Genomic DNA, 25,238 nt, shown 5'->3' on the forward strand with positions numbered 1-25,238 from the left:
AGGAGCGGACATGCATTGTACAATCGAAATATTCGGGCAAGGTCGCTGGCAACCCTGCTGTCTGGTCGAAACGGACACGCCGGAAAAAGGAAAAACATCGCCATCCAGACTGACATATCTTCCCGACTACATCAAAACGGGAACACTTCCGGTTTCGCGCCATTATCCCGTCCGTCCGGAACCTTACCTGTTGCCGCACTGGCCATCGTTCCTGTTCGATCTGATTCCGGATGGAGAAGGGCGCGACTATCTGCTCTATGAACACCACTTGCCCGATACCGCTGCCGTCAACTGGCAAATCATGCTGCTGGGTGCAATCGATCCCGTCGGCAACCTGCGGATCGCCGAAGCCTATGAAGCCTATAAACGACACCTTGCCGATCGTGCACCGGTATGGGTCAATCGTGGCTTCACGCTTAAGGAAATACTGGAGCGCAGCGAGGATTTCGTCGAATATCTCGAGGAACACGGCATGCTTTCCGCCGGTACGACCAGCCTCCAGGGCAAAACGCCCAAATTCCTGATGACACGCGACAAAAACGGTCTGTGGTATGCCGATGCCGCGCTGCCTGACGAACGTGCAGCCGGTCATTTTCTGCTGAAGCTTTCGTCCGGACGCAATCTGGCCGACTGGAAGGTACTGGAAAACGAGGCGGGATATTTCCGCGTGGCGCATGAGATGGGCATCACCGTTTCCCGTTTGCCGACCTGGCAAAGCGACATGCTGTTCATCCCGCGGTTCGACCGCGAAGTTTCCGGAAACCACGTCATCCGGCATGCGACGGAAAGTCTGGTATCCCTGTGCGGCATCGCCGACGAAACCGTCATGCCGAGCCAGAATACCGTACTGGATACGCTGCGGCATTTCACAAGCGACCCGGCAGGCACCACGCTGGAATACGTCAAACGCGATATGCTCAATGTCGCGCTGGGCAATACGGACAATCATCCGCACAATACCGCGATTCTCTCATCCGGCAAACAGACCGGACTGGCGCCGCTTTACGATTTTTCGCCATCCCACCTCATGACCGACGATATCGCACGCTCGCTGGAATGGGTCGATGAAAGAGGGGAAATTCTCGATGACTGGGGAGAAATCATCCGGCGAATCGCGATACCCGAAGCGGAGCGGGAGTATTTCGACAAGGGCATTCGGGATTTCACCGAAAAACTTGCGGGACTGGAAGACCGCATGAAAAACGCAGGTATCGACGACGATATCATCGACGCACGTTATTACAGCATTGCCAATTTGCGTGCACAGCTCAACAGCCGTTCATGACGACTGGAAACGCGCCTTGAGCATGGCGATTTCATCGGCATAACCCGGCAATTCGTTGGGTGTTTCCAGACAAAACGGCAAATGGCGCAGGCACGGATGATTCACCAGCCGTACCAGCGCATCCATACCGATCGTGCCTTCCCCGATTTTCGCATGGCGGTCCTTGCGACTGCCAAAAGGTGTCATGCTGTCGTTGAGATGAATGGCATGCAGGCGCGAAAGCCCGATGACCTTGTCGAAAGTTTCAAGCACGTCATCCAGCCGGTCGACGATGTCGTAGCCGACCGCCCAGACATGGCAGGTATCCAGACAAACGCCTGTTTTCGGATGGTTGCCGCACAAATCGAGAATGTCGCGGATTTCCTCGAAACGTCCGCCGATTTCGCTGCCGCGTCCCGACATCGTCTCAAGAAGAATCATCGTTTCCGGTTCCGTTTCCAGCACCCGTCGGAGCAGGGCGGCCGTCAGCGCGATGCCTTCCTGGACTCCCTGGCCGACATGACTGCCGGGATGGAAGTTGTAAAGGGCGTCAGGCAAAAGCGAAAGCCTTTTCAGGTCGTCACACATCGTTTCGCAGGCGAACTCCCGCAACCGTTCATCCCTTGCACAGGGATTGAGGGTATAGGGGGCATGCGCGATGACCGGAGCGAAACCGTTTTCCGTCATCAGCGTACGCAATGCGGCAAAATCATCGGGATCGATTTCCCGTGCGGAACCGCCGCGGGGATTGCGCGTGAAAAACTGGAACGTCGTCGCACCGATCGACAGCGCATCCTGTCCCATCCGGTACATTCCCTTCGAAACCGACAAATGGCATCCTATACTGAACATGCTTCCTCCGAAGCGCCGTCAACCGAACCGGTCAGACCAGTCCCTCAAGCAAAACGACATCGACCCATTCTCCGGCCCGAACGGTTCCGCCTTCTTCTGGCAACACGACGATGGCGTTCGCCTCGGCCATGGAACGCAATATTCCCGAACCCTGTTCTCCTGTCGTTCGCACCGTCAGATTGCCGTCGGCATTCTGGCTCAATACCCCGCGCTGGAACTCGGTTCTGCCGACACGCTTGGAAAAATTCGTCGCCGCCTGCGCCCTGACCGTCAGCAACGGAGCGGGCAGTGCACCCATCATATGCATGAGCGCATCACGCACGAAAAAGTAGAAAGACACCATCACCGCAACCGGATTGCCCGGCAAACCGAACAGACAGGCATGATCGCCACCGGCATGAATCCTGCCGAATGCCATCGGACGGCCGGGCCGCATTTTCACCGACCAGAAAACGACATCGCCCATCGACGCCATAACCTGTTTCGTATAATCGGCCACACCGACCGATACACCGCCCGATGTAACGATGGCATCGGCATTGCGACAGGCATTTTGCAACGCCTTTTCCAGTTCTGCCCGATCGTCACCGATGATTCCCATATCCAGCACCTCGCATCCCAGCCGTTCCATCAATCCGGCCAGTACAGTACGGTTGCTGTCGTACACCGCGCCGGTATCGAGTTCCATCCCGGCGGTCCGCAATTCGTCTCCCGTCGAAAAAAGGGCGACCCGAACCTTCCGGCGTACAGCCACATCAGGCAGTCCCGCCGATGCCAGCAAACCGAGATGGGCGGGGCGCAAAACCGTCCCTTCAGCCAGAACCGTCGCCCCCTCACGCAAATTTTCGCCTGCCTTGCGGATATTGTCGCCGCATGTCACCGTACCGGCCGGAATGACCACATGCGTTTCATCCTCGGCCATTTCGACATGTTCCTGCTGAACTACCGTATCGCATCCTCCCGGAACGGGGGCACCCGTCATGATCCGGATACATTCGCCATCGCCGATATCTCCACGATAAGGATGTCCGGCATAGGCATAACCGACCACATCCAGCGCCAGCGGCCCGGACAAATTCGCATCCCGCGCGCAAAAAGCGAACCCGTCCATCGCCGCATTGTCGAAACCGGGTACCGAAACCGGAGAGACGACATCTTCGGCCAGCACACGCCCCAGTGCATAACGCAAGGGCAAGCGTTCGATACCCGATACCGGCGTGACGAAGCCTGCGATCAGGTCATGCGCCATTTTCACGGAAATCGCATCGGGATTGTAAGAGGGCAGGGACGCGGTCAGTTCCGCCATCGTCATCAATGATCCATTCATACCGCACCATCCTGTCTGTCGCCTGACATTCCCTGCAACCACGCCAGCTCATCCGGCGTGTTGACATTCTCGAAACCGTGACGTTCGTTGAAACAGGCCGTCGCGACTTTCCGTGTCGCATACCATTGTTCGATCTTTCGTCCGCCCCGTGCCATAAAATTTTCCAGATCCGTTGCCAGCGACGCTTTCATCAGACAAAATGCCGGTTGCACCCGGCAATATTCATCATCCTTGGAAACCGCCACCGCCAGATCGGCCTGTTTTTCTTCCAGCGAACGATGCAAATCCTCGACCAGCCGTGACGGCAAAAAAGGCGCATCGCACGGCGCCGTCACCAGATACAGTGTCTTGCAATGACGAAGCCCCGTCAGAAAACCCGCCAGCGGGCCGGACCAGTCCAGCGGTTCGTCGGAACAGACCGGATAACCGAAAGCGGCATAAGCCGACTGATTCCGGTTGGCGTTGACGATCAGGGTACTGACCTGGGGGCGCAACCGGTCGATCACATGCGCGACCAGCGGTTTTCCGTCCAGAAGCTGCAATCCCTTGTCCGCGGATCCCATTCTTTTGCCCTGACCACCGGCGAGAATGACACCGGTCACGTCATCATACAGGCACGAATCGGGCATATCCGTCAATCCCGAAAGCATCCACACCATCACTATCCTCCAATATAGGACATTTCGATTTTCCGTTCCGTCGGCGGCAATCCCTGTCCGCGCAACTCGGAATAGCGATTGTCACGCTGCCGCCACAAAGCCGCCATCGCTGCTGCCAGTTCTATATCCGACGTGCCGTTCCTGAGCAATTGCCTCATATCGAAACCTTCCGTCGCAAACAGGCATTTGTAGAGTTTGCCGTCGGTGGAAAGACGCAAGCGGGTACAATCCCGGCAAAAGGCCTGTGTCACACTCGCGATCACACCGATTTCACCACCGCCGTCACGATAACGCCAGCGTGAAGCCGTCTCGCCACGGTAATGCGGTTCGACAGGTTCCAGCGGCATTTCCGCATGAATGGTCTGAACGATCCTTGCGGCGGGCACAACCTGCCGGTTCGTCCAGTCGTTTGATGAACCGACATCCATATATTCGATAAAGCGGACGATGACCGGTGTATTCCTGAAATGGCGTGCCAGCGGCAATATCTCGCTTTCGTTCATGCCTTTTTTGACTACCGTATTGACCTTGACCGGCGAAAAACCGGCTGCGAGCGCCGCCTCGATTCCGTTCATGACATCGGACACGCCGACCCCGACATCGTTCATCTTCATGAAAACGGCATCGTCCAGCGCATCAAGCGATACCGTAATGCGGCGCAACCCGGCATCGAAAAGGGTACGCGCCTTTTTCGCCAGCAACGACCCGTTCGTCGTCAGCGTCACATCGACCGGACAACCATCCGGCGTTTCAAGCTGCGAGAGCATCCCGACCAGCCGCTCGATATGCCGCCGCAACAACGGCTCGCCGCCGGTCAAACGGATTTTTTCCACGCCCATCGATACAAGCAGCCGTGAAAGTCTGGCGACTTCTTCAAAGGAAAGCATCCCGGAATGGGGGATGAAACGGAAATCCTTGCCGAATACCTGTTTCGGCATGCAATAGACACAACGGAAATTGCAACGGTCCGTGACGGAAATGCGCAGATCGCGCAGGGGACGCCCCAGCCTGTCCGGCACCATATCGCCGGATACGGATTGCCGTACCGGATGCGGCACGTCATTGGGCTGGACAATCGGACTGGACATGAATGAAAGCACCCGGAAACGACACAAATTCCAAAGATACCACGAACTGCCGTTTGTTTCATGACCCTGCACGCCGTCCCGAGCAAAGCCGGACTACCGGTTCGGTCAGTAAACCATCAGGACGATGTACACACGCGCTCCCGTCACGAAACCGGAAAGGATGCATCTTCCCGTGCACATCCTTTGCCGAATGTCATCACGGCCGCCACTGTCCTGCCTATGCTGAAAGGGCAGTATCAAAAAACTCCTTTTCACCTCTTTCTTTGACTGGAAAATCATGACTAAAAAACCTACCATCATTCTCGTGCACGGCGCATGGTCCGACGCCTGTCACTGGGAAAACGTCATTCTCGGACTGTATGCCCGTGGCTATAAAGTACGTGCCGTCGAAAATTCGCTCAAATCGCTCGACGAGGACATCGACAATACCATCCGCATGATCGGACACCAGCAGGAACCCGTTTTGCTGGTCGGTCACGACTACGGCGGTGCCGTCATCACCCGCGCGGGCAATGAAGACAACGTCGTCGGCCTTGTCTATTGCGCCGCCTATTCGCTTGACGAAAGCGAAACCATCAACGACGTACTCACCTACCGCGATCCTTCGCCCAGCGCCATGAATTTCACCGAAACGCTGGACGACTACATCTGGATCAAGTACGACAAATTCAAGGAAAGCTATTGCCATGATCTCGGCGACAGCCAGGCCTATGTCATGAGCGTCACGCAAAAACCGATCCATGCCAGCACCATGAACAATCCATCCGGTGAAGCGGCATGGAAAAAACTCCCTTGCTGGTACCAGATTTCATCAGCCGACCGGATCATTCCCGTCGAAACCCAGCAGTGGCTGGCGAACAGGATGGCAGCCCGAAAAACCGTCACCCTTGATTCGAGCCATGCGTCCATCGTCTCTCATGCCGACGATATCGTCGCATTGATCGACGAAGCCGCGAAATCACTCGGCTGACAACGACAATATCTCCGCAGACAAAAACGCCTTTTTCCGGCAACGGAAAAGGGCGTTTTCTTTCGTACGATTCATGGGGACGAATACATGTCATCCGTTTCTGGACATGAAAAAACCGCGTTTGAAACGCGGTTTTTTCATGATATGCCGTATCAGGAGGGCTTGCGGGTATCCACCTGAATCAGCGGACCTTCATCGACCACGACCGGCGGTTTTCTCCGGCGAACGGGCCGCTTGACCGTTTCGTCCTGCGGCTGGCTTTCCCGAACCTGTTTCATCTTGTCCGGATCGGTCACCGCCATTGTCAAACCGGCTTCGGCCAGCATCTTTTCCAGTGCGGAAACCGGATCGTCGGCAACGGCAGGCGCCTTGTCTTCCTGCGTTTCGGCGTCCCCGGCAACCGGTACTTCCGGCGCTTCGGCAGCGGCAGCCGGTTCGGCATCCGATACCTTGACGACGTTTTCTTCCGCTACGGTTTCACCTGAGGCAGACGTTTCCGTTACGGTAGCCGTTCCGGCTGCGGGAGCCTGTTCCAGTTCGGGAGCGGCATTCGTTTCGACCGTTACCGTTTCCACCACGACGGCTTCCGTTTCGATCACGACCGGTTTCGCCTCGACTGCCACGACTTCGGCTTCCGCAACGGTATCGGCCTGAACCGTTTCGACTTCGGCATGAATCTGAACTGTATGGACATCCTGCACCGTGTCATTGTCCGCAGCAACGTTCGGTTCTTTTGCGACTGCGTTCACGACATCGGCATCCGCTGCCGTATCCGCAGCGGCTTCGCGGCGGCGTCTCGAATGCGAACGGCGACCTTCACGACGGTGTGGAACCGCATTGTCGTCCACATTGCTGCCATCCTGTACCGTACCGGCCGTTTCCGCGACACGGGCTTCTTCATTTCCTGCTTCCTGTACCGGCACGGAAACCGCTTCGGCAACCATGACTTCGGTTTCGACCGGCATTTCGGTCTGTTCGGCAGACGTATCCGTCTGATTGTCGCGGCGGTTGCGTCCACGTCCGCCACGGCGACGGCGACGGCGCGTTTCTTCTTCGGTACCTGCCGGACGTTCGGACGAGGCGGCTTCCGCCGATGTTTTCGTTTCCGTCGAAACGACCTGTACCGCTTCGGAAACAGGAACCAGCGCTGTCATCACCGGCTTGGCGACAGCGGTCGTCGTCGGTACGGATGTTTCCTGTTTTACGGATTCTTCCTCGTTCTTCAACGGCTTGCGTTCGTCACGCTGGCGTTCGGCCTTTTCGCCACGGGTACGGCGCTGGCGGGCAGGTTTCTGTGCAGCCTGTACACTTTCATCCTGTTCGGATGCAGCATCGGCAGCCGGTTGCGTTGTACGGTTCTTGTCATCGCGGGTTTCTCCGCGGCGGCCACGGCCACGGGAGCGATCCTGGTTCCTGCCTCTGCGGCTACCTTTGGCCGACTGTTTTTCTTCCTGTTCTTCTTCCTTGGGCGCTTCATCCTTGCCGATACCCAAAAAGCCCAGAAGCCGGTCGAAAAAGCCTTTTTCCGCAACAGCGGCCTGTGCCGGTACAGGGGCCGGCGTGTGATCGACGACCGGAGCAGGCATGCCTTCGGGAATATTCTTGACCTTGGCTTCCTGCGGCGGCTTGGACGGTTCTTTCTGGCGTTTGGAAAAACTCATGTCCACATCGGACTGTTCCGCCAGCTTGTAGCTGACTTCCGGCTCTTCCAGACGGGGATCGTCATGCTTGATCCGTTCGAGCTTGTAATGCGGCGTTTCCAGATACTTGTTCGGAATCAGGACGATCTTGACCTTGTGACGAGACTCGACTTTCATGATTTCGCCGCGTTTTTCGTTCAGCAGGAAAGCGGCGACATCGACCGGAATCTGGACATGGATGACGGCAGAACTTTCCTTCATCGATTCTTCCTCGATGATACGCAATACCTGCAAGGCGGACGATTCCGTATCGCGAATATGGCCGGTACCGTTGCATCGCGGACAAGTGATATGGCTGCCTTCGGACAGGGAAGGGCGCAGTCGCTGGCGCGACAGTTCCATCAGACCGAAACGGGAAATCTTGTCCATCTGGACACGCGCCCGGTCATAATGCAATGCTTCTTTCAGACGTGCCTCGATTTCACGCCGGTTCTTCGGCGATTCCATATCGATGAAGTCGATCACGATCAGGCCGCCCAGATCGCGCAAACGCAACTGGCGTGCGACTTCCTCGGCCGCTTCGCAGTTGGTCGTGAACGCCGTCGTTTCGATATCGGTGCCGCGCGTAGAACGGGCCGAGTTGACGTCAATGGCAACCAGCGCTTCAGTATGGTCGATGACGATGGAACCGCCGGAAGGCAGCGAGACCACGCGGGAATAGGCCGATTCGATCTGGTGTTCGATCTGGAAACGGGAGAAAAGCGGAACACCGTCACGATAGCGTTTGACACGGTTGGCCATGTCCGGCATGACATAACTCATGAACTGGTGTGCCTGTTCGTAGATTTCGTCCGTATCGATCAGGATTTCGCCGATATCCGGCTGGAAATAGTCGCGGATGGCGCGGATGACCAGAGACGATTCATGATAAATCAGGAACGCACCCGGTGCGGAAGAACCGGCGCTTTCGATCGCGTTCCACAGCTGGAGCAGATAATTCAGGTCCCACTGCAATTCTTCGACGGTCCTGCCGATACCGGCAGTACGGGCGATGATGGACATGCCGGGCGGCACATCAAGCTTGTCCATCGTTTCGCGCAATTCCTGGCGCTCTTCACCTTCGACGCGACGCGAGACACCACCACCACGCGGATTGTTCGGCATCAGAACCAGATAACGGCCGGCCAGCGAAATGAAAGTGGTCAGCGCAGCACCCTTGTTGCCGCGCTCTTCCTTTTCGACCTGGACCATGATTTCCTGTCCTTCGGCCAGCGCGTCCTTGATTGTGGCGTTTCTGACATCGACACCTTCGCGGAACAGGGAACGCGATACTTCCTTGAAAGGCAGAAAACCGTGCCGGTCTTCACCGTAATTGACGAAACAGGCTTCAAGGGAAGGTTCGATCCTGGTGATGACCGCCTTGTAGATATTGGATTTGTGCAGTTCCCGGGCATTGGATTCGATATCGATATCGATCAGTTTCTGCCCGTCGACAATCGCCACGCGCAATTCTTCCTGCTGCGTCGCATTGAACAACATACGTTTCATAAAATACACTCCGTGGCCTTTCGCAAGGCCGATATTCTGTAATTGGAACGCCTGGGGGGACGTTACCGAAAATCAATCGGGTGTACGCATGGAATGGACAGGATGGAAAGCGGGCCGTGCAACGGCCAAAAGGGCGCAAGCGAGCGCGCCGTCCTGCGGACGGGGATGAGTTCGATCTGTTTCAGGATTGGCGATTACGCCTGTAATCAGCATCTCAAATAAGACAGCCCACACGTTGAAAACGGCAAATCAGAACCAAACAACAAAATTCCGGTTATCAAACACATCACTGGACAAGCAGCGAACCATTTCTGCTTGTCCTTCAAATCCTTTGCATCCAGACGCAAATCCTCATTCCGTTACCTTGTCCGGCCTGCGCTACGGCGCCGGCCTGGAATACGACGGAAGGTGCGTACACATCTTTTCCACTGAATTTGTTTCAAACAGGGCCAATGGAAGCCACAACTGTGTAGAATGCTTGTTTTATCATACACAGACAAGCCGGGAAAACGCCGGCCAGTGCAGGATTATATAGATAAATGAACCCGACTCATAGAGGAAAAGTCAGCAAAGACATTAAAAAACAGGTCGATAATGAGGCACTTTCGCCGATGGGACAGGTTCAGCTCGTCACCGCGACGGAAAACGACGAAGGTCAGCGCATCGACAACTACCTGTTTAAAGCATTCAAGGGCGTGCCGAAAAGTCACGTTTACCGCGTTCTGCGTTCCGGCCAGGTACGCGTCAACCGAAAGCGTGTCGATCAGACCTACCGGCTGGTGGCAGGCGATGTCATCCGCATCCCGCCCGTCAAGACCGCACAGCGCGATACTCCACGCATACCGGATGCCCGCTTCGACATTCTCTACGAAGACGACAGCATTCTGGTCATCAACAAACCGGCAGGCGTCGCCGTGCATGGCGGTTCCGGCGTTTCATTCGGTGTGATCGAACAGCTGCGCGCCACGCGGCCGGATGCCCGCTTTCTGGAACTCGTCCACCGGCTGGACAAGGAAACATCCGGCATTCTGGTACTGGCAAAAAAACGTTCCGCGCTGACGAAACTGCATGAACAGATACGCGAGGGCAGTGTGGACAAGCGTTATCAGGCACTCGTTCACGGCGACTGGAAAAACAAACGGCAACATGTCCGCTTGCCTCTGCTCAAGTACCATACTGCGGAAGGCGAGCGGCGGGTAAGGGTCGATCCCGCAGGTCAGGAAGCGCATACCGTTTTCAATGTCCTGAAGCATTACCCGGATTTCACCCTGCTCGAAGCGGAACTGAAAACCGGACGTACCCACCAGATCCGGGTACATCTCGCGTCGTCCGGACACGTCATCGCCGGAGATGAAAAATACGGCGACTTCGAACTGAACCGGCAACTGCAAAAAGGCAGAAGAGGTGAAAACGCTCTCAAACGCATGTTCCTGCATGCCTACCGGATCACCTTCATTCATCCCGATACCGGAAAACCCATGACGATCACTGCACCATTGCCCAGGGAATGCAGCGGTTACCTGAACGCACTCGAAGCCGGAAGCGACAAGGATTCCTAAAAAAAGTTGGGGTAAAATGCGCTCAGTGCCGCGCCATGCCGGATTGCGCGATGAATAATCCGGCCATGTTTCCCATAAACGACCGCCATGCAAAAACACACTTTCAACCTGATCGTTTTCGATTGGGACGGTACCCTGATGGACAGCACAGCCGCCATCGTCAAAAGCCTTCAGGATGCCGCACTCGATCTGGGATTGCCCATACCGGGCAGACAAGAGGCATCCCATGTCATCGGACTTGGTCTGAAAGAGGCGCTGGAGACTGTCTTGCCGGATCTGCCGGCGAGATACTATCCGGAGCTGGTTGCGCGCTATCGTATCCATTTTCTGGAAAACAGCCGGAAAACCATGCTTTTCGACGGCGTGAAAGCCATGCTCGACGATCTGAAAAAACAGGGGCACCTGCTGGCTGTCGCAACCGGCAAGAGCAGGGCGGGGCTGAACCACGCTTTTGCGGAAACCGGATTGCAAGGCATCTTCGATGCCAGTCGGACCGCCGACGAGACATGGTCCAAACCGCATCCGGCCATGCTGCTCGAATTGACCGAACAACTGGGCGAGCCGATGAGCAGCACGGTCATGATCGGCGATACGACACATGATTTGCAAATGGCCATCAATGCCGGCGCCGCCGGAATCGCCGTCCGGTATGGCGCCCATCCGGTCGATGAGCTCAAGCGCCTCAATCCGCTTTATACCGCCGAATCAGTCACCGATCTTCACCAGTGGCTGAACCGGCATGCATAAACCTTATCTGATATGAAACGGGACTGTCATGAATGAAAACGGCTGGGAACGCGATGTTCTCGAAAAACTGATGTTCCAGACCCTGAAAGAACAGCGGGCACGCCGCCGCTGGGGGATTTTTTTCAAGCTGACCACGATCGTTCTGGTCATTTTCGCCATTGTTTCCATCCGCAACCTGTCGTTTACCGAAGGTGATGGCGCACCGGTACAGCAGCATACCGCCCTGATCGAAATTAACGGCACCATCGAACCCAACGGAAACGCTTCCGCCGCCAACATCATCAAGGCACTGGACAAGGCATATGAAGAACCGATGGCAACCGGCGTCATCCTCAAGATCAACAGTCCGGGCGGAAGTCCGGTACAGGCCGGCATGATTTATGACGAAATCCGTCGCCTGCGCCAGATCTATCCCGACAAGCCGCTGTACGTCGTCGTCGAGGAACTGTGCGCGTCCGGCGGTTACTATGTCGCTGCGGCGGCCGACAAGATCTACGTGGACAAGGCCAGCATCGTCGGTTCGATCGGCGTCATGATCAACGGCTTCGGCGTAACAGGACTGATGGACAAACTCGGTATCGAACGCCGTCTGCTCACAGCCGGCGAATACAAGGGTTTTCTTGACCCGTTCAGCCCACAGACACCCCAGCAGGTGAAATACGCCCAATCCATGCTGAACCAGATTCACCAGCAATTCATCGATGTCGTGCGTACCGGACGGGGAGACCGCCTGAAAGAAAACAGCGAAATTTTCAGCGGACTGGTCTTTCTGGGGCCTGAAGCCATCCGGCTAGGACTCGCCGACGAGCTGGGCACTGTGGAAAGCGTCGCCCGCGACGTCATCGCGGCACCGGAAATCGTCGATTATACCGAACAGGAAAAACTGGCGGACCGCGTCCTGAAAAAATTCGGCGCATCTGTCGGCTACGGCGCAGCCAGGGCAGGTCTGGACTGGAATCCGGTATCCGTACAATGACACCAGCAAAACGTCCGGCCAATCCGCAAAATGCTGACGCCGGACATTTAGCAATTGCATCATTACCTGTTACTATAAGGAAATCGGTGCGAGGTGAAAGCCCGAAAGATGGTCATGTCTGATTTTGCCTTCTCATGGAGATCGTGGCGTGTCGATGAACATATTTTCCGGAATACTGGCCAGTGCGGCAGCCATATGGCTGGTGCTGACTCCGGCTGTGGCAGAAAATACCGACATGCAGCAGACTGACCAGAGCGAACTTTCACCGCGGCAACAGCAAGCCATCCGGAACGCCTTTTCGGGATTGCACTCGAAAGCGGAACAGAAAATGGCCATGCAAATGAGCGACGCCCAGAAAGTGGCGGAAACCATGTGCCGCCCGATCGCACTGGAATATTTCAGGGAACGCTATGAGACAGCCGACCGCGTTTTCCTTGGTACCGGCGGTGAAGGCAGTCTCACCCTTCACGGAAACAGCAGACTGACCGGAACAGGGCAGGTCAGGGAAGGTTTCAACTGGCATTATTTCACCTTCGACTGTCATCTCAACCCGGCCACAGGTTACGCCACATCGTTTTCGGCGAACCTGACGAAAACGGAAAGTTTCCGGCGGCACCCCCTGTAACCGGACATGTCAGGAAATAGGAATATCATGCGAAAACACGATATTGCGGGCGTAATGGCCATCATATGCGGACTGGCGTTTTCAGCCGGCGCGGCCATGGCGGAAACAGCCGAACCCCCGCTGAATCCGGCCGATGCGCCTTCCGAATACCGCAAGGACAGCGCGGTCATCGACATCAACCTGTTACGCAAGCGGATCATGGAAACGCCACGGCAAGTCAATATCTGGATCGACAACACCTACGGCTTCCAGTTCATCTATCCTGCACATATCAAACCGGAACGGAAATTCACAGCCGATTCTTTCCAGAACGGCAACTGGAGCTGGTTCGGTGAAAAAGACCAGGGACACCCGCTGGTTTCGCTGGCACTGCCCGGCACCCAGCAAAAAACCACGATCGCCGAGGTCCGGATCGGTGTCAGTGACGATCCGGACACCGTCGCACAGTGTCGCAAGCTGCCTGAAAGCGCAGCACAAGACAGCCTCAAAACATTCCGTCACCGCGGCACGCTTTACACTTTCTTCAGCGGCGGCAAAACGGAAACGAACCGCTCAATTGCCGTACAAGCCTACCGCACCGTTCACCACAACCACTGTTATTCCATCGAACTGATGGCTTATGGCACCAAACCGGATACGCTCACACCGCCGGACTACGGTGCCATGAATCCGGACGAAGCCATGAACCGTCTGACCAGCCTCTGGCGACAGATGGACTTCCAGTGGCTGCCTGAAACGTCCTTGAGCCAGCCATGACCGCCTTGCTCATCGCCCTGATACTGCTGGCACTGCTGCTAATCATCAGCCAGCTTTTCCGCCTTCTCCGACGACATGGAGAAAACCTGCAAGAAGACAGCCGCACGCTTGCACTTCAGGAACACGTCGCGCGGATGTTGCAGACACTGAATCTCGACCGTGCCGACAAACTCATGATCGTTGCACATCCCGATGACGAAACCATCTGGGGAGGCGGGCATCTGCTCCAGGACAAGGGGCGCTATCTTGTCGTTTGCATCACAGCCGGAACCGACCCGGTCAGGGACGATGAATTGCGCAATGCCATGGCCATATGCGACGCCCAGTATCTCCAGCTCGGCTTTCCTGACCTTGACGCCATGAACAAACAGGATCGCTGGAAAACCGTCGGTATCGACATCCGTGCAACGCTTGCCAATATCATGACCGCCAAGGCCTGGGAAACCATCGTCACACACAACCCGCGGGGAGAATACGGACACCGCCACCACAAAATGACGAGCCGTTTCGTCACATCCATCTTCAAAAGAAAAATCCGGCATGGCGAACTGTATTACTTCGGTGTCTATTACAAACCGCGCCACAGCAAAAAACTCGGTCGTCACCAGCCTTTGCCAGACGACATCGTCGCTGTCAAGACCGGAAAAATGCTACCGGTCTATGCCAGCCAATCAGGACCGCGCAAGTCTTATGAACACATGTTCCGGTACGAAGACTGGCTCAGACATGACCGCTGGAACGGTTTTGTCATCCTGCTGCGAAGCCGCAATATCATTCCGTAACTTCCTTGGCCAGCCTACGCGTCTTCATACCATCCGATGCCCCCATACTTCATGCCGTTCGACGGCAAGTTCCGTCGCTTCGATGGGCGGAAAAGATCGTATCATGTCTGACTCTCGTCCTCGCCTGAACAATACCTGTTAGCTTTCATCGGAAAGCGGGGCAGGTAACAGCGTTTCGGCATACCGGCCCGAACTGCCGTTCCCGTTACACCGTCATTCTTACCAGATCGGCAATTCATACAAAGAAAATATAAATTGCAAACAAAAAAAGTATTTTTTATATAGATAATGGCGCGCTAGACTATCAACAAACAGTCGAAGCATTTTGCTTTTCCGAAAAGAAAGAAAAATCATGAACGTCATTATCACATTCATCAAAAACTGGACGTTGCCGCTTGCCATCGTCGTCGGCGCGATCGGTTTTCCCTTATGGAGACATTTCGGTGCACTGGTGCCTTATTTCATTTTCACCATGCTGCTTTTGACATTTTGCAAAATGCCGTTTTCCAGCCTGCGTTTCCGCCCGCTGCACTGGTTACAAGTCGTACTGCAAATCGGTGGCGCGATCGTCGTCTATTTCATCCTCAAACCGGTAAACACATTGTTTGCCGAAGCGGCCATGGTCTGCATCATGACGCCGACAGGCACCGCCGCGGCCGTCATCACGCAAAAACTGGGCGGCAATCCCGGCAGTCTGACCAGTTACATGGTGCTGTCGAATCTGGCGACAGCGATTGCCGCACCGCTGTTTTTCCCACTCATCCATCCCATGGAAAACGGCATCGGATTTATACCTGCCTTTTTCCTCATTTCGCAAAAAGTATTCCCCGTACTGGTCTTGCCGCTGCTGACCGCATGGTTTCTGAAACGATATGTCCCCGCCATCCAGACCAAACTGGCCCGCTGGCAGGAAGCCGCCTTTTACCTGTGGGGGGTTACGCTGATGATCGTGATCGGAAAAACCGTCCATACGCTCGTTAATGAACCGTCGGATCATATGACGGCCATCTGGCTCGGCGGCCTTGCCATGGCCGTTTGCTGTGTCCTGTTCACATTCGGTAAATGGCTTGGCGTTTTTTTCGGTGAACGCATCACCAGTGGACAGGCGCTCGGCCAGAAAAACGCCATTCTGGCCGCATGGTTGGCACAAACGTACCTCACCCCCATCGTCGCCGTCAGCGCCAGCGCCTATATCGTCTGGCAAAACCTGTTCAACGCCTGGCAGCTCTGGATGGAACGCAGAAAAACGGCCCCCTAAACCGGCGCAGGCCGGAAAAGGGCCGCCAGAGAGAAACAGTCGTCAGAAAAAGGCTCAGGATGTATCATTGCCCCTGTTTTCAACGAATGCAGCCAATTCCATGAACGGAGACCTGTTTTCACCACGGCAGCCAGACCTTTTCGATACCGGCCAGGTACAGCCACAGGCCGAAGCCCCCCGCAAGGAACGTCCGCCCATCCGTGATCGCCTCAGGCGTCTCATTGCCCAGACAGATGATTTCCGTCTGCTGGAACGTATTCCGGTAACGAAACCCGGACTGGTTTTACCATATGAACTGGCAAAAACCGTCGGAGACGAACGACCCATCGTATTTCTGGATACGGAAACCACCGGACTGTCTGCCGACTCGGACGTCATTATCGAACTCGGCCTTGTTCGTGCATCGTATTCGCCCTCCGCGAAAAAACTTGTCTCCATCGACCGTATCGTCAGCGCCTACGAAGATCCGGGCAAACCGCTTTCGCCATTCATCACGGAACTGACCGGCATCACCGACGATATGGTGCGAGGCAAGCATATCGATGAAAAAACCGTCGCCAGCTGTCTGGAGAACGCATCCCTGATCGTGGCCCACAACGCCTCGTTCGACCGGCCGTTTTTCGAAAAACGCTTTACGGGCTTCGATGACATGAACTGGGCCTGCTCGCTGGAAGGCATCGACTGGAACCGGCTCGGTTTTTCACGCCGAAAGCTGGAAGACCTGTCGCTCAAATCCGGATATTTCTACGAAGCCCATCGCGCCACTATCGACTGTCTGGCACTGGCGTGGCTGCTGCATATCTATCCTGACGCGATGGCCGACCTGCTTGAACAGGCTGGCCGAAAAACCATTACCGTCCATGCGTTCGGCGCTCCCTTCGAAGTGCGCGATACACTGAAAACCCGCGGTTACCGCTGGCATGACGGGACATCAGGTGCCAACAGGCACTGGTGGAAAGAAATTCCCGAAACCGCACTCGAAGAAGAGAAAAATTTTCTGGACGAGCTGTACCCCAACGGTTCGGACCGTGCAGGTTTTGAAACAAGGACAGCTGCCGACCGTTTCAAACGCCGTTGACTTTCATGGCAGATTCCGTCTTTTGCAGCCATGCCCGGATCGCCTGATCCGCCCGGTCGCAACGGCTGCCGTACACCGCCAGTCCATCCAGTACCCGTACCCCCGGACAACACCGGCGGATATACGAGACACTGTCGCCCATTCCGCTGCCTTCATGTGTACAGAACGGAATCACCGTCTTGCCGGAAAAATCATATTTTTCCAGAAAGGTCAGCACCGGCATCGGCATCACGCCCCACCAGATCGGATACCCCAGATACACGATATCGTACCGTTCCACCGGACATGGTGGGCCCGACAGTTCAGGGCGTGCATTGTCTTGCAACTCTTTTTGCGCCAGTTCGGTCGTTTCATGATAATCGGCGGGGTAGGGATGCAAGGGTTCGATACGAAACAGTTCACCTCCTGTGATTTGCCGGATTTTTTTCGCGACGACCTGTGTATTGCCTTCCGCCAGATCGACAATGCGCCCGTCGCGATAGTTTTCCCCATCCCTTGAATAATACGCAATCAGTACGTTCGCCATAGTCACCTCCATCACGCTGTCTATATATATGGCACGATCCGTGAACAAGAATACCTGCCGGTGCGATGTAACGAAAGCAACGAAAATATCCGGTTATTGCCTGATCCTCTCTACCTTGAAACCAGGGAAAACCTGTTCAAACGTTCCCGTTTCAACTTCGGCGAAGCGTCTTCAGGATATTGAGGGAAGAGAGCAGAATGCCGCCGATAATCAGCACACCACCGGTGATCTGTGAAAACGAGACTTGTTCATGCAAAAAGACCACAGCTTCCAGACTGCTGAAGAGCGGAATACTGTAATAGACGATACCGGCCCGTGCCGCACCGATATATTCGACAGAACGGTTCCAGAGCAGATAACCCGTCAGTGTCGGAATCGCTGCAATATAAAGCATGATGAGCATCGTCATGCCGTCCGGCAGGACATAATCCGGACGGATGGCTGACACCGCCATCATGGGAGAGAGCGCCAGCACGCTGCAAACCAGCATCGCCATCATGAAAACCTTCTGGGGCAGGGCGGCAGGACGCCGCCTGACCAGCATACTGTATATCGCAAACAGAAACGCCGCCACCAGCATCCACAAATCACCCATCGTAAACGACAGATCGGCCAAATGACGCCAGTCACCATCCAGCACCAGCACGACAACGCCGGTCACGGCGACAGCCAGCCCGACAAACTGGAGCGGCGACAACCGTTCGCCCATGAACGTACATGCCAGAAATGCCATGAAAACCGGTGCCGTCGCCGCGATCAGCGACATATTGGTGGCATCCGTCGTATGTCCCGCTTCAAACATCAAAATACTGTATGCCGAAAATCCCAGAACCCCGGCAGGCAAGAGCCATTTCCAGTTATCGCATACCAGTGACCAGTGTGTCTTCAGGGCCGTCAGGCCGAAAGGCACCATACACAAAAACGTGAACAACCAGCGCCAGAACGCCAACTCGACCGGCGACAGACTCTCCGGCAATACCCTGACCAGGGGGAAAACGGTACTCCATAGCACAGTCGCCAGCAAAGCCAGCCAGTAACCCCGTGCCGTCTCGGAAAAACGCATCGGAAAAACAAACCCGGATATAAAGGAAATACCGCATGTTACACTACCTGTGCGACATACAGCGCATCCTTTTGCCATACCGCAGACCTTGCCTGTCCGTTTTCAGCCATTGACCAGTATGTTTGCCCGAAAACAAACCGGCAACGTAACGGCATTGGCACAATCAGGCCATCCATTACCCCAACGAAACGGCAGGTTCATCATGAAACCTTTCTCCCGATACCTCGCAAACATGCTGATCGTCGCCATCTCCTGTACCGCGACCATCCATGCAACGCCGGTTGCAGAAACGCACAAGCCACAGGAACAACTGATACGCTCCGTCATTCTCAGCCGTCACGGTGTACGCTCGCCTACCCAGGCTCCGGAAAAACTGGCTGCATGGGCCGACAAGCCATGGCCTGCCTGGCCAGTCGCTCCCGGCGAACTGACGCCACGCGGGTACGAACTGGTATTGGCACAATGGCGTGCGCTCAAACCGGAACTGTCAAAATACGCCCTGTTGCCGGAAAACGGATGCCCGGCACCGGAACACTATTCACTGATCGCCGACAAGGATCAGCGAACCGTCCGGACGGCCATGGCCATTTCCGAAGGACTTTTTCCGAACTGCGGTATCGAACCGGAACAGGGAAGCCGATATAACCGTTTGTTTCATCCCGATGCCACCGCATACAAACACCTCGACAGACAAGCTGCACTGGAAGAAGTCCGTGACAGGCTTCAGGCCCTTGAAAACGATCCTGCCATTACATCCGCACTTGACCGGATACAGGAAATCACCGGCTGTTGCAGCATACCTTCACAACAACGACAAAACATTCCGCTTGAAAAACTGGCGACCATGATTTCCATCAATACCGCCAATGCACGGTTCGCCATCACCGGAAAATGGCCGATCGCTTCCACACTGGCTGAAATCATGTTACTGGAATACGGGCAATGGCCCGGCAAGAATGCGGGATGGGGACAGGCCGATCAAACCGTTTTGCAAGAAATCGTCCCGCTGCATGACAGGATATTCGACGCGATCCACCGCACTCCCGCGCTGGCGAAAGCCGGCAACAGCGAGCTGTTGCGTCATATCCGGGATACCCTGCTGTCGGACACATCGCCTGCATTGTCCATACTCGTCGGACACGACACGAATATCGCCGGTATCGGCGGATTGCTGGATATAGGCTGGAATCTGCCGGGGCAGGGACCCAATTCCATCTTTCCGGGCAGTTTCATCCATTTCGGACTCTGGCAAAAAGCGGACGGCAGCCGTGAAGTCCGTATCGACTACCATGCACCGACCTATCTGACACTGCATACCGAACCGGCGCCTGTGGTCCTACCGGAATACGTACACGCAAGCAAACCGGCCTATACACCGGAAGTTTTTTCACAGACTGTCGACGACGCCTGTGCACCATAACCCTGCCACCGCATGAAATGCCCGGAAACGGTCATGCAAGGGCAGGGCATGCGGCCTAGATTTCGCGGGCATGCACCATATCGCTGCTGACGACGAAATTGCCGCCGCCAAGGTGGTGGATCGTATGCAGATCGCGGTTTTCCTTCGTGAAATTCCACAATCCGTCCCTGAAAATACGTTCGTCGGCCGCCGCGGAAACCACTTCGCCAAAACAGGTATCGTAACGTTCCTGTGGTCCGGGTTCCGGCAACAGACGGCACTCCATCCAGGCCACACATCCTTTTTCGATCACAGGAATATCGAGTTCCGGACTCTTTTCCACAGCAAGATTGAACTGCGTGAATTTGTCCATCTCGCGCCCCGAAACGCTGCCGACGGCATAAACCTGATTGACGATGGAAACCGTCGGTACACAAACCGCAAACACACCGCTTTCCTCGATCAGGGAACGGGTATAGGCATCCTTGTTGATGACAACGACCAGACGCGGCGGATCGAATTCCACAAGCGTCGACCACGCCGCGGTCATCACATTGCGCTTCTTGCCATCCTTGCTGCGGCTGGTGACCATAATCGTCGGACCATGATTGATCAGTCTGGTCGCATATTCAAGAGGTACAGGACGGAATCCACTCATTTTTTCATTCCTTTCAAAAGTCTTCGACAAAGAAGCGACGATCCCGGACGGAAAAACGGCATGCACATCTTCCTGCACGACACCGTTTCCAAAAACCACCCGTATCCGGTTACCGGCTTACAGCATGATAACATCGCAACGCCATCGCAAACGTATTCTTTCCGTACTTTTCCCTCTGAAAAACCTTCATCCAGTCGTCACATGCCATTCACGAAAACAGCAAGCGGGACTGTGCATACCAAAGATCGGAACGACACGGCAAAACGGAACGAATACCCCGAATCCCGCCACACAGATCCCGCATCATAAAAAGACAGGTACCATGCTCAACATCGCATACAGTGAAAAAATATCCGGTATGCGTCAACGCATTCGGGAAAAAACCGTTTTCCAAACAGCGGCTTTCAGCTTAAAATGCCGGTTTGACAACATCCATATCGTTTTCGACAACGATCATACAGAAAAGGAAACATAGCATGGCGCTTCTGCAACGCGGAAAAACAAAAGACGTGTACAGCCACGGCGACTACACGCTGGAACTGAAATTCACCGACCGGGTGACCCTCAACGATCAGGGCGAAGTCGATCCGGGCGGCAACAATGTATCCGACTCGCTGGCAACCGGTCAGGGGTTCGCATGCCTGTCCATGACCACCACCATTTTCAGTTATCTGGCAGCCAACGGCATCCCGACCCACATGGTTTCCTACGACCTGGACAACCTGTCGATGGTCGTCAGAAAAGCCGTTACCTTCAAGCCGGGTCTGGAATGGGTCTGCCGCTGGAGAGGAACCGGCAGTTTCATCCGTCGCTACAAAACCGTTCCGGGCGCACAGGACGGCATGATCTTTTCGTCGCCGGTTTATGAAATCACCATCAAGGACGACGCAGGCGGCGACCCGCTGATCGTTCCCGACTCGATCGTCGCACTGGGCATGATGTCCCGCGAAACCCTCAACGAACTGATCGAACTGAACGCACGTGCCATGGGCCTGATCCATGACCTGTTCAAACAGAAAGGCCTCGATCTCTGGGACATCAAGATCGAATGGGGCCGTGATGCCGAAACCGGCAAGCTCATGCTGATCGATGAAGTCAGTGCCAATGGCTGCCGTGCATACGACATGAGCGGCAAAAACAAGATCGCAGGTACGGCACTGTCGGACTGCTTCCGTGCCTGATATACCGCTATCGTATACCGCAAGGTACATCCCGAAACCGGCAAGCGACGCTTGCCGGTTTTTTGTTTCACCTCGGATTCCGGGCAAAAAAAAGACCGGACGATATCATCCGGTCACAACCATTCAATGGAAACTTTTTCTCTTCCGGAAAAAAGAACCCTACCTCCGGGATTGCATCATCCCGTCTTTGTCCGGAAAAAACCGTTCAGCCGGCTTCAGCCACACGAATACTGATCAGACGATCCAGTTTTGCATCGATCGTCTTGTGTGTATTGACCGCTTCATCCAGCGTGTACAACTCGTTATGCAACGACAGAACAGGGCAGGGAACAGGTGCACTGGCCGGAAGCACTTCACTCAATACATAGGTCGATTTGTGGCCATTGTTTTCTTTCCTGGAAAATTTGGCATATCCCAGCACTTCGGCATCGTTGCCACCGAACGCCAGATAAAACTCCGGCATGTTCGCCTCGTGGGAAAGTTTGACACGGGTCAGATAACCGACGTCATTTTTCGGAACACGCATAAAACGCATACGATATTTGGAAATGGCATCGCCGCAATCACGAACAAGCATATCTTCCAGCCGATGTCTGGTTTCATCGATTTCCTTGCGTTTCTTTTGCATGACATACAACTGGACGATCACAATACCACCGAAAATAAATACTGAGAGCGTCAAAAATACAAGCATCGTTTCCATTTTGAATGACTCCTCATATAAAGATTGGCTTAACGCACAAGATACTTCGGTTTTTTCTGTCATATCGTTCGATTAATTATTAATATAAAACGCTTGCTTTTTTTTGTTCATGATCTAAGGCATGTTTTTGAAAAATTGTTTGAAAGTAATATCCGTTTATGGTATGAAGCCGTGAAAAGGAAACGCACATGCGCCGGAGGTGCAAAATTCGCTCACCGTGCTATGCGACACACATTTTTCCGATGAAAGCATCGGCAGATCAGGACCATGGTCACCGCCTCGCAAGGCACCATGTCCAGCGCTCGCGTAGAATATGGATCAGTGCAAAACCGCAACCTGCGGAAAAGGTCGCGAGCTGTAACAGAGTTTTACAAAAGAAAAGTAGAGAAAAAGGACAATCCGCTCTACAATGAGCAGATTTTATTCATATCGCCCCCAGGGGACATACAGCCATTCCGTCAGCGGCTGCACTCCAGCATGCCGGTGAAGGTGCCGTCCGGATACGGCAACGCCAGGAACAATGTTTTAATCCAGTCTGCATACAACGTGGAACTTTTCACAATGATCGCTCACATATTGACTACCGCAAAAAGATTCGCACTCGGCTTCATGCTCGCACTGTGCACCTTTGCAACCGCCGCCACCGCGGCAAATACCGAAACGCCGATTCCCTCGTTCATCACACTGTGTTACCACAATGTGGTTCCCGCACTCGGAAACGGCATCCTCGACGACACCGCACCCGTCTCGCAGGAGGAGCTGAAAACCCACTTCGACTGGCTGAAAGAAAACGGCTACCACATCATCAGCGTCAAGGATGTCCTCAAGGCAAAAGAAACCGGAAAACCGCTGCCGCCAAAATCCGTACTGCTCTCGTTCGACGATGGTTACAGCAGCTTCTATGAAATCGTCTATCCGATGCTCAAATCCTACGGCTACACCGCCTTTCTGTCTCTTGAAACAGGCTGGCTGGAAACGCCGGAAGGCGAACTCGTCGAGTACGGCGGCCGGACCCGTCTCCCGCGTTCGGCGTTCCTGAACTGGCAACAAATCCGTGAAATGGCCGATTCCGGTATCGTCGAACTGGCATCGCATTCCCATAACCTGCATCGCGGACACCAGGGCAACCCGCAAGGCATCGAACTGCCTGCCGGCGCACACAGACTGTATGACGCAAAAACCGGCCAGTATGAAACCGTCGAAGCCTTCAAACAAAGAATTCACGACGACTGGAAAAAATCCTACGACATCATTTACAGCAAGACCGGACATCGTCCGCTCGTCGCCGTCTGGCCATACGGACGTTACAACCAGGTCGGTGTACAGGCTGCACAGGAAGCAGGTTACCCGCTGACCGCATCGCTGGCTTTCTTCTCCGACTGGCCGACCATTCCAAGACTCATGATGCATGAAGAAATCGATCTGCCGAGAATGATGCGCAAAGTCGAAGCAGGCGTCATGGGCGGCAGCACCGATTACCGCCGCCGCAACGCCATGGCAGACCTGCCTGTCGCCGATCTGCCTATCCAGCGCGTCATGCATGTCGATCTGGACATGATCTACGACGAAAACCCTGTACAGCGCCAGAAAAACACCTCGCTGCTGTTCGACCGCATCCAGGCGTCCGGCGCCAACGTCATCTATCTTCAGGCATTCGCCGATCCTGACGGCAATGGTACCGCAGACGAACTGTATTTCCCGAACCGCCATCTGCCCATGCGTTCGGACTTCTTCAACTATATTTCCTGGCAACTGGCCACACGATACAAATGTGAAGTCTATGCATGGCTGCCGATTCTCGGTTTCGACCTGAAAGACCGTCCGGTCGTTCAGGCCGTATCTCCTGACAAGAAAGTCTTTTACACCCGTCTGACGCCATTCGACGCCGACAACCGTCGTATCATCAACGAAATCTACGAAGATCTGGCAACCCATGCACCGATCATGGGCATCATCTTCCATGACGACGGCATCATCGGCGACTTCGAAGACGTCAGCCCGGCAGGAAAAGCATGGCTGAAAAGCATCGGCCTGCCTGATGACCCGGAACAGATCCGCAAGGACCCGAAACTCATGCACACCTTCACCCGTGCGAAGAGCAGGGCACTGATCGACTTTACCAAGGAACTGCAGGCCACCGTCGAAAAATGGCATCCGCCGGTCTTCACGTCCCGCAACATGTATGCGCCCGTCATCCTCACACCACAGGCAGAAGAATGGATGGCTCAGAACTTCGACGACTTCCTGACGACCTACGACTATACCGGGGTGGAAGCCATGCCTTACATGGAAGGTGCTGCCGACCATGCCGACCAGTGGATGCAAGACCTCATCGACAAGGTCGCACAACATCCGCTCGGACTGCGCAGAACGGTTTTCGAACTGCAGGCCAAGGACTGGCGTCCGGAAAATCTGAGACCGATGCCGAACGAAATCATGGTCAAACAGATGCAACAACTGCTCGAACACGGCGCCTATAATTTCGGTTACTATCCCGACGACCCTATCATCGGCCATCCGGATGTCCGTGCAATCGCCCCTTATTTTTCGGCACGCCACTGAGAACACAGAGAAAAGAT

At 54.9% G+C, this 25,238-nt stretch carries 22 protein-coding genes; 13 read left to right on the forward strand and 9 right to left on the reverse strand.

The features are described 5' to 3' along the window. Positions 1–10: 10 nt before the first annotated feature. Complete coding sequence (locus NAI64_RS03405; RefSeq protein WP_269297767.1) at positions 11–1,285, forward strand: type II toxin-antitoxin system HipA family toxin; 1,275 nt, start codon at positions 11–13, stop codon at positions 1,283–1,285. On the opposite strand, the gene NAI64_RS03410 is transcribed toward NAI64_RS03405, so the two are convergent. Genes NAI64_RS03410 through moaA form a run of 4 tightly spaced genes read right to left on the reverse strand, consistent with a single transcriptional unit; the run spans position 1,280 to position 5,190 of the window. Beyond that, positions 1,280–2,116: a deoxyribonuclease IV gene (locus NAI64_RS03410; protein ID WP_269297769.1), complete on the reverse strand. Its 837-nt coding sequence runs from the start codon at positions 2,114–2,116 to the stop codon at positions 1,280–1,282. The two genes, NAI64_RS03405 and NAI64_RS03410, sit on opposite strands and share 6 nt — an antisense overlap. Before the next feature lie 31 nt (positions 2,117–2,147). Continuing rightward, entirely contained in the window at positions 2,148–3,443 is a 1,296-nt protein-coding gene (gene moeA / locus NAI64_RS03415) for a molybdopterin molybdotransferase MoeA (protein ID WP_269297771.1), read from the reverse strand. Beyond that, on the reverse strand, positions 3,440–4,102 hold the full coding sequence (gene mobA / locus NAI64_RS03420) for a molybdenum cofactor guanylyltransferase MobA (protein ID WP_269297773.1): 663 nt from the start codon (positions 4,100–4,102) through the stop codon (positions 3,440–3,442). Before mobA ends, moeA begins: the two co-directional genes overlap by 4 nt. A gap of 2 nt (positions 4,103–4,104) precedes the next feature. Further along, positions 4,105–5,190, reverse strand: coding sequence for a GTP 3',8-cyclase MoaA (gene moaA / locus NAI64_RS03425; protein ID WP_269297775.1), 1,086 nt, complete (start codon positions 5,188–5,190; stop codon positions 4,105–4,107). A gap of 277 nt (positions 5,191–5,467) precedes the next feature. On the opposite strand from moaA, the gene NAI64_RS03430 reads away from it, so the two are divergent. Further along, complete coding sequence (locus NAI64_RS03430) at positions 5,468–6,160, forward strand: alpha/beta hydrolase (RefSeq protein WP_269297777.1); 693 nt, start codon at positions 5,468–5,470, stop codon at positions 6,158–6,160. Positions 6,161–6,312: 152 nt separating this feature from the next. Here NAI64_RS03430 and NAI64_RS03435 read toward each other — a convergent pair whose 3' ends face one another. Further along, positions 6,313–9,348, reverse strand: coding sequence for an Rne/Rng family ribonuclease (locus NAI64_RS03435; RefSeq protein ID WP_269297779.1), 3,036 nt, complete (start codon positions 9,346–9,348; stop codon positions 6,313–6,315). Positions 9,349–9,887: 539 nt separating this feature from the next. Here NAI64_RS03435 and NAI64_RS03440 point away from each other — a divergent pair. The 8 genes from NAI64_RS03440 (at position 9,888) to NAI64_RS03475 (ending at position 17,129) form a co-directional block, all read left to right on the forward strand. Continuing rightward, positions 9,888–10,907, forward strand: a complete 1,020-nt coding sequence (locus tag NAI64_RS03440) for an RluA family pseudouridine synthase (protein ID WP_407946903.1) — start codon at positions 9,888–9,890, stop codon at positions 10,905–10,907. Positions 10,908–10,994: 87 nt separating this feature from the next. Further along, on the forward strand, positions 10,995–11,654 hold the full coding sequence (locus NAI64_RS03445; RefSeq protein WP_269297781.1) for an HAD-IA family hydrolase: 660 nt from the start codon (positions 10,995–10,997) through the stop codon (positions 11,652–11,654). 28 nt (positions 11,655–11,682) lie between these two features. Continuing rightward, positions 11,683–12,630 (forward strand): signal peptide peptidase SppA, encoded by a 948-nt coding sequence (gene sppA, locus NAI64_RS03450; RefSeq protein ID WP_269297782.1) that lies wholly within the window; start codon positions 11,683–11,685, stop codon positions 12,628–12,630. Between the two features lie 154 nt (positions 12,631–12,784). Continuing rightward, positions 12,785–13,255, forward strand: coding sequence for a hypothetical protein (locus tag NAI64_RS03455; RefSeq protein WP_269297783.1), 471 nt, complete (start codon positions 12,785–12,787; stop codon positions 13,253–13,255). Positions 13,256–13,282: 27 nt separating this feature from the next. Then, positions 13,283–14,011 carry a hypothetical protein gene (locus NAI64_RS03460; RefSeq protein WP_269297784.1) on the forward strand — a complete coding sequence of 243 codons (729 nt, stop codon included), beginning with the start codon at positions 13,283–13,285 and terminating at the stop codon, positions 14,009–14,011. Further along, positions 14,008–14,793: a PIG-L family deacetylase gene (locus NAI64_RS03465; protein WP_269297785.1), complete on the forward strand. Its 786-nt coding sequence runs from the start codon at positions 14,008–14,010 to the stop codon at positions 14,791–14,793. Before NAI64_RS03460 ends, NAI64_RS03465 begins: the two co-directional genes overlap by 4 nt. Before the next feature lie 352 nt (positions 14,794–15,145). Beyond that, positions 15,146–16,051 (forward strand): transporter, encoded by a 906-nt coding sequence (locus NAI64_RS03470; RefSeq protein ID WP_269297787.1) that lies wholly within the window; start codon positions 15,146–15,148, stop codon positions 16,049–16,051. A gap of 100 nt (positions 16,052–16,151) precedes the next feature. Then, complete coding sequence (locus NAI64_RS03475) at positions 16,152–17,129, forward strand: 3'-5' exonuclease (protein WP_269297788.1); 978 nt, start codon at positions 16,152–16,154, stop codon at positions 17,127–17,129. On the opposite strand, the gene NAI64_RS03480 is transcribed toward NAI64_RS03475, so the two are convergent. Next, positions 17,116–17,655, reverse strand: coding sequence for a flavodoxin (locus tag NAI64_RS03480; RefSeq protein ID WP_269297789.1), 540 nt, complete (start codon positions 17,653–17,655; stop codon positions 17,116–17,118). The two genes, NAI64_RS03475 and NAI64_RS03480, sit on opposite strands and share 14 nt — an antisense overlap. Positions 17,656–17,806: 151 nt before the next feature. Further along, on the reverse strand, positions 17,807–18,718 hold the full coding sequence (locus NAI64_RS03485; protein ID WP_269297791.1) for a DMT family transporter: 912 nt from the start codon (positions 18,716–18,718) through the stop codon (positions 17,807–17,809). 202 nt (positions 18,719–18,920) lie between these two features. Between NAI64_RS03485 and NAI64_RS03490 the strand changes: the two genes are divergently transcribed. Continuing rightward, positions 18,921–20,138 (forward strand): histidine-type phosphatase, encoded by a 1,218-nt coding sequence (locus NAI64_RS03490; RefSeq protein ID WP_269297793.1) that lies wholly within the window; start codon positions 18,921–18,923, stop codon positions 20,136–20,138. Positions 20,139–20,193: 55 nt separating this feature from the next. On the opposite strand, the gene NAI64_RS03495 is transcribed toward NAI64_RS03490, so the two are convergent. Further along, positions 20,194–20,775: a flavin reductase family protein gene (locus NAI64_RS03495; RefSeq protein ID WP_269297795.1), complete on the reverse strand. Its 582-nt coding sequence runs from the start codon at positions 20,773–20,775 to the stop codon at positions 20,194–20,196. A gap of 476 nt (positions 20,776–21,251) precedes the next feature. Between NAI64_RS03495 and NAI64_RS03500 the strand changes: the two genes are divergently transcribed. Then, entirely contained in the window at positions 21,252–21,956 is a 705-nt protein-coding gene (locus tag NAI64_RS03500) for a phosphoribosylaminoimidazolesuccinocarboxamide synthase (protein WP_269297796.1), read from the forward strand. A gap of 205 nt (positions 21,957–22,161) precedes the next feature. On the opposite strand, the gene NAI64_RS03505 is transcribed toward NAI64_RS03500, so the two are convergent. Beyond that, the gene (locus NAI64_RS03505) at positions 22,162–22,659 is read right to left on the reverse strand and encodes a hypothetical protein (protein WP_269297798.1); all 498 of its coding nucleotides are present in this window, start codon (positions 22,657–22,659) and stop codon (positions 22,162–22,164) included. Between the two features lie 561 nt (positions 22,660–23,220). On the opposite strand from NAI64_RS03505, the gene pgaB reads away from it, so the two are divergent. Then, a complete protein-coding gene (gene pgaB / locus NAI64_RS03510) occupies positions 23,221–25,221 on the forward strand; it encodes a poly-beta-1,6-N-acetyl-D-glucosamine N-deacetylase PgaB (RefSeq protein ID WP_269297800.1) in 2,001 nt (666 codons plus the stop codon). Positions 25,222–25,238 lie beyond the last annotated feature (17 nt).

The organism is Oxalobacter paeniformigenes, from assembly GCF_027158465.1.
GTDB classification, from domain to species: Bacteria; Pseudomonadota; Gammaproteobacteria; order Burkholderiales; family Burkholderiaceae_D; genus Oxalobacter; species Oxalobacter paeniformigenes.